The organism is Moorena sp. SIO3I8, from assembly GCF_010692325.1.
GTDB lineage: Bacteria > Cyanobacteriota > Cyanobacteriia > Cyanobacteriales > Coleofasciculaceae > Moorena.
This window is the reverse complement of sequence record NZ_JAAHHW010000219.1, coordinates 1-5,177: the sequence shown is the minus strand read 5'-3', so window position 1 is coordinate 5,177 and position 5,177 is coordinate 1. Positions and strand designations below refer to the sequence as shown.

The following is a 5,177-nucleotide window of genomic DNA, read 5'->3' as shown; positions in this document are numbered from 1 at the left end:
TGGGAATCGGGAATCGGGAATCGGGAAAGAGAGGGAAGTGGGGGAAGTGTGGGGAGATGGGGAGATGGGGAGATGGGGAGATGGGGAGATGGGGAGATGGGGAGATGGGGAGATGGGGAGATTTTTATTAAGGGTAATTATCCGGACATGATATAAACGCTATATTCAGCCTGTTAATTATTAATTAATGAAGGAAATAGGTATTGATGAATTAAAACTAGAATTTATTAACCGGAAAAGATATATAGTGTTTCTCATAGTTATGAGGGACATTAAATGTTCTTACACCGACTCCCGACTCCCGACTCCCGACTCCCTAAAACCCAAAACTTTGTATCTCACATAATTGAAAAGTACTATACTATGATTCGTCTTTATTTCTTAATTAAATCTAGCCTGATTATAGGCATAGGATTATCAGTCATAGCATCAGCAATAGCATCGACTGCCCCAGGGATTACTCTTGCTCAGGAACCTGTAGATGGAACAGGACAAAGAATGAATTCACAGGTAAAGATTGTTAAGGTGGGAGTGATGGCAATTCGGGGTGTTGACCATACTAAGGCAAAATGGCAACCGACCCTAGACTATCTCAGTGACACGATTTCCGGCTATGTTTTCCAACTTGTACCACTAGAGTTTGATACCCTCGAAGAAATAATAGCTAACCAGGAGGTGGACTTTGTGTTGCCTAACCCTGGAATGTATGTAGAGTTGGAATGGATTTATGGGGCAAGACGAATTGCCACCCTAAAAAATCTACGCCTAGGCAAGTCTTACACCCAATTTGGAGCGGTTATCCTGCGTCATGCTGACCGCAATGATATCCAGGATTTAAAGGATTTACGGGGTAAAACCTTTATAGCCGTCAGTGAAATTGCCTTTGGGGGCTGGCAAATGGCATGGGAAACTCTGTTAGAAGCTGGAGTTAACCCCTACCGTGACTTTCCAGGGCTCCACTTTGGTGGTAGCCATGACGCAGTGGTCTACGCTGTTCGTGATGGTATTGTCGATGCTGGCACTGTCCGCACTGATACCCTCGAACGTATGGCACAGGAGGGCAAAATTAATCTAGATGACTTTGTGATCCTGAATCAGCAAACTCAATATCAGGACACTTTCCCTTTTGCTCTGAGTACTAAACTTTATCCAGAATGGCCCTTTTCCACACTACCCCATACCCCAATGGAGTTAGCGGAAGAGGTTGCGATCGCATTAATTACCATGCCTTCTGAGCACCCAGCGGCCAAAGCTGGTCTTTATCACGGCTGGACCATCCCGGCCAACTACCAACCTTGTCACGAAACCTTACGCAATCTGCGGGTTCGTCCCTACGAAGATTGGGGAAAAGTGACTCTGGGTCAAGTTATCCATCACTACCGCTATTGGCTGTTATTTGCTGGTGTTTCCTGCTTTGGATTTAGCTATGGTCTAGTTTATCTAGCTGGGCGTAGGCGAATTGAAGCAGAACTGCGAAAAACCAATGCTTTACTGGAAATCCGGGTTGAGGAACGTACAGCTGAGTTCAAAGCAGCTAAAGAAGCGGCTGATCAGGCTAATAACGCCAAAAGTGAATTCCTGGCTAATATGAGTCATGAATTGCGTACTCCCCTCAATGGCATTTTGGGTTATGCCCAAATTCTGCAACGGGATCCACAGATAACTGCTAAACAAAAAGACCAGATCAATCTTATTTATCAGTGTGGCAACTATCTACTCCATCTGATTAATGACATTTTAGACTTATCCAAAATCGAAGCTCGGAAAATGGAACTGTTTCCGACAGAAATTCATTTGCCGTCCTTTTTGAAAGAAGTTGTAGAAATGTGCCGCGTCAAAGCCCAGCAAAAGCAGATTGCTTTTATTTATCAACCCTCATCCCATCTGCCAGACGGTATCCTGGCTGATGGCAAACGATTGCGACAAGTTCTGCTTAATCTTTTGGGCAATGCCATTAAGTTTACTGACCATGGCGGAGTCACCTTTAAGGTAGAACTTATCAGTAACCACCAAGCACTTTCTACTCCCCAATCCCCCCTAGTCATAGTTCGATTTATCATTAAAGATACTGGGATTGGGATGACCCCAGAACAACTGGAAAAAATATTTTTGCCCTTTGAACAGGTGGGGGATGTTTATAATCGTGCTCAAGGTACTGGACTGGGATTAGCGATTAGCCAAACAATTATCAAGTTGATGGGAAGTTGTATCAATGTTGAGAGTACTTATGCCCAAGGTAGCATTTTCTCTATCGATTTAGAGTTACCCATTACCACAGCTGTGATTGAGACTAAGCAAGCCTCTACCAAAACCATTATAGGGTATCAGGGTAAACCACAAAAAATCCTAGTAGTAGATGACAAATGGGAGAATCGCTCTGTAATTGTGAATGTGTTACAACCTCTAGGATTTGATCTGTTGGAGGCCAGTAATGGCGTTGAGGGTTTGGAAAAAGCCACAGAATGTAACCCTGATCTAATTATTACTGACTTGGTGATGCCGGTGATGGATGGCTTGGAAATGATGCGACGTCTGCGCTCATCAGATAAATTTAAAGATCTGTTGATTATTGCTTCATCTGCCAGTGTTTATGAGTTAGACAAGCAAGAGAGTTGGACTGCAGGCTGCGATGATTTTATTCCTAAACCAGTGGACGTAGCAGAATTACTGGAAAAATTAAAACAGCATTTGCAACTGGAATGGGTGTATGAAGACTTCATACCAAAACCAGAAACTATAATAGATGCTGGAGCTGAAGAAATCAACCTAGATGCCATTGTGCCTCCCCCATCCGATGTGCTGCTCCAACTTTATGAGTTTGCTAATAAAGGTAATGTGTTTGAAATCAGCAAAGAAGCAAAAAAGCTGGAAGAATTAGATGCTAAATTTGTCCCATTTGCTAAGGTGATATTTCAATTTGCTAAGGAATTTAATGTGAAGTAACTTAGGAACTTTATCGAACATTATGTCGATTAAGTATCATTATAATTGGGGGAATAGGGAATAGGGAATAGGGAATAGGGAATAGGGACTTCGGAGCAGGAACCCACCCCTAACCCCTCCCAGGAGGGGAAGGCAAGAGGCAAGAGGCAAGAGGCAAGAGGGAAAAAATATTGTGTACCTCAGGTGCGACCCGTGGCGAATTTAATTCTTAATGGGTCAAGCGCACCTCATAGATATGATAAACGCTATATTCCTGCTCTGGTGACAATAACGATATAGTAATCTGTGTAGGAATTGTGATAATTTTTGATGCCGTATTTCCTACTCCCTACTCCCTACTCCCTACTCCCTACTCCCTACTCCCTACTCCCTTTGCTATAGACAAAAATCAGGGATTTTGGTAAAATTTTATGGCTAGATTCAATACTTATGGGTAATTGCTAAAGGAGAAAACTACTAATGTCAGAGCACATTTCGTTTGATGAACTGTTAGGCAAAATGAGCGAAGCCTATGAAGATGCCCAGAGCAAAGTTGAGCAATGTAATGTTTTAGTAATTGGTAAAACCGGTGTAGGAAAAAGTACTTTAGTAAACACAATTTTTCGCTCTCGTCTGGCAGAAACTGGAGTGGGCTATCCTGTTACTCAAACCATTCGTCGTTATACGAAAACAGGTTGCCCGATTACAGTGTACGATACACCAGGGCTAGAACTTAAAGCTCAACAGATTGAACGAGTAAGGGGAGATATCTCGAAACTAATTGATGATCAAAGGAAACTAGAGGCAAAAGAACATATTCATGTGGTGTGGTATTGCCTTAATCATGAAACAGCTCGATTGGATCCGATTGAGGAAGAATGGCTAAAGAGCCTGCAACAAAAAGATGTACCCGTTATCTTAGTGCTGACTCAAACGTTAACGAAAAAACGTAGTGAGTTTATTGCTTTCCTAGAGGGTAAGAATCTACCGGTTAGTCAGATTATTCCAGTGCTAGCACAATCAAAACCAATCGATGATGATTATACGGTGACAGCCCATGGTTTAGAGCGTTTAGTAGAAGTGACGGCAAATTTACTGCCGGAAGCCCAGCGCAAAGCATTTCTGAGAGAACAGATTAGAAATATTGAACTAAAAGCAGGTGAAGCGTTTAAATATGTTACGGGTTACGTTACTGGTTCAGCATTGGTTGGTGCCTCACCAATTCCGTTTTCTGATGCGCCAATCTTGGTAACTATGCAAACGGTAATGATTGCTAACATCACTAGCATTTTTGGATTAACGGTTGAAAGAGCTTTTCTGGGCATGGTGATATCTGCTCTTGGGGGTACAGGAGGAATGACTGCAGTGGGTAAAGTAATTGTCGCGAATTTACTCAAAATGATTCCTGGTGCAGGCACCGTGCTTGGTGGAGCAATATCAGGCTCAACGGCAGCAGCACTAACCCTGGCTCTTGGTCTATCTTATATTAAAGCACTCAAGATTTATGTTAAAGCTCAGGTTGATGGTAAGGAAATACCCCTTTCTGAGCTGGCGAAAATTATCATTGAACAATACAAATACTATGGGGGAACAGGTAAAAAAAGCTTGAGGGATAAGGAATTGCCCCCTTCAGATTAGGAGAGATGGGGAGATGGGGAGATGGGGAGATGGGGAGTGTGGAGATCTCACAGGGGTAGGTTTTTTACATTTGGGTCGGGAGTCGGGAATCGGGAGTCGGGAATCGGGAGTCGGGAATCGGAACCCACCCCTAACCCCTCCCAGGAGGGGAAGAGCGGGAAATGGGGAGAATTATCCCGGAAAATATTGTGTATTTTGATACATATTTTGAGGAATTTATACGTAATCAAAGTACCTACTCGCCCCTTTGTAAAAAACCTACCCTTATGAGGATGGGGAGATGGGGAGATGGGGAGTTTATTATAGTTTTTGCCTAATTGCTAGTAACTATAGCGGTTATCCTATTAATTAGCTACACAGATTTTTTCCCTATTCCCTGTGGGTGCATCTCCTAAAAGCTGTTTGACCCGGTGGTGCGTTACGGGACTGGCTCTCCCAACACTGGCGACCGTTAAAATCAGGGCAAGCCAGTCCCTAACGCACCCTACGCAGCTACACAGATTTTTTCCCTATTCCCTGTGGGTGCATCTCCTAAAAGCTGTTTGACCCGGTGGTGCGTTACGGGACTGGCTCTCCCAACACTGGCGACCGTTAAAATCAGGGCAAGCCAGTCCCTA

Annotated in this window: 3 protein-coding genes; all 3 read left to right on the top strand. The window is 43.5% G+C overall.

Annotated features, from left to right (window positions below):
• The first annotated feature begins 276 nt into the window (after positions 1–276).
• The 3 genes from F6K51_RS35100 to F6K51_RS35090 all read left to right on the top strand — a co-directional run bounded on the left by F6K51_RS35100 (position 277) and on the right by F6K51_RS35090 (position 4,759).
• Positions 277–2,943 (top strand): PhnD/SsuA/transferrin family substrate-binding protein, encoded by a 2,667-nt coding sequence (locus F6K51_RS35100; RefSeq protein WP_293030187.1) that lies wholly within the window; start codon positions 277–279, stop codon positions 2,941–2,943.
• 459 nt (positions 2,944–3,402) lie between these two features.
• Positions 3,403–4,560: a GTPase gene (locus F6K51_RS35095; RefSeq protein ID WP_293030184.1), complete on the top strand. Its 1,158-nt coding sequence runs from the start codon at positions 3,403–3,405 to the stop codon at positions 4,558–4,560.
• A gap of 13 nt (positions 4,561–4,573) precedes the next feature.
• A complete protein-coding gene (locus F6K51_RS35090) occupies positions 4,574–4,759 on the top strand; it encodes a hypothetical protein (protein ID WP_293030181.1) in 186 nt (61 codons plus the stop codon).
• Positions 4,760–5,177 lie beyond the last annotated feature (418 nt).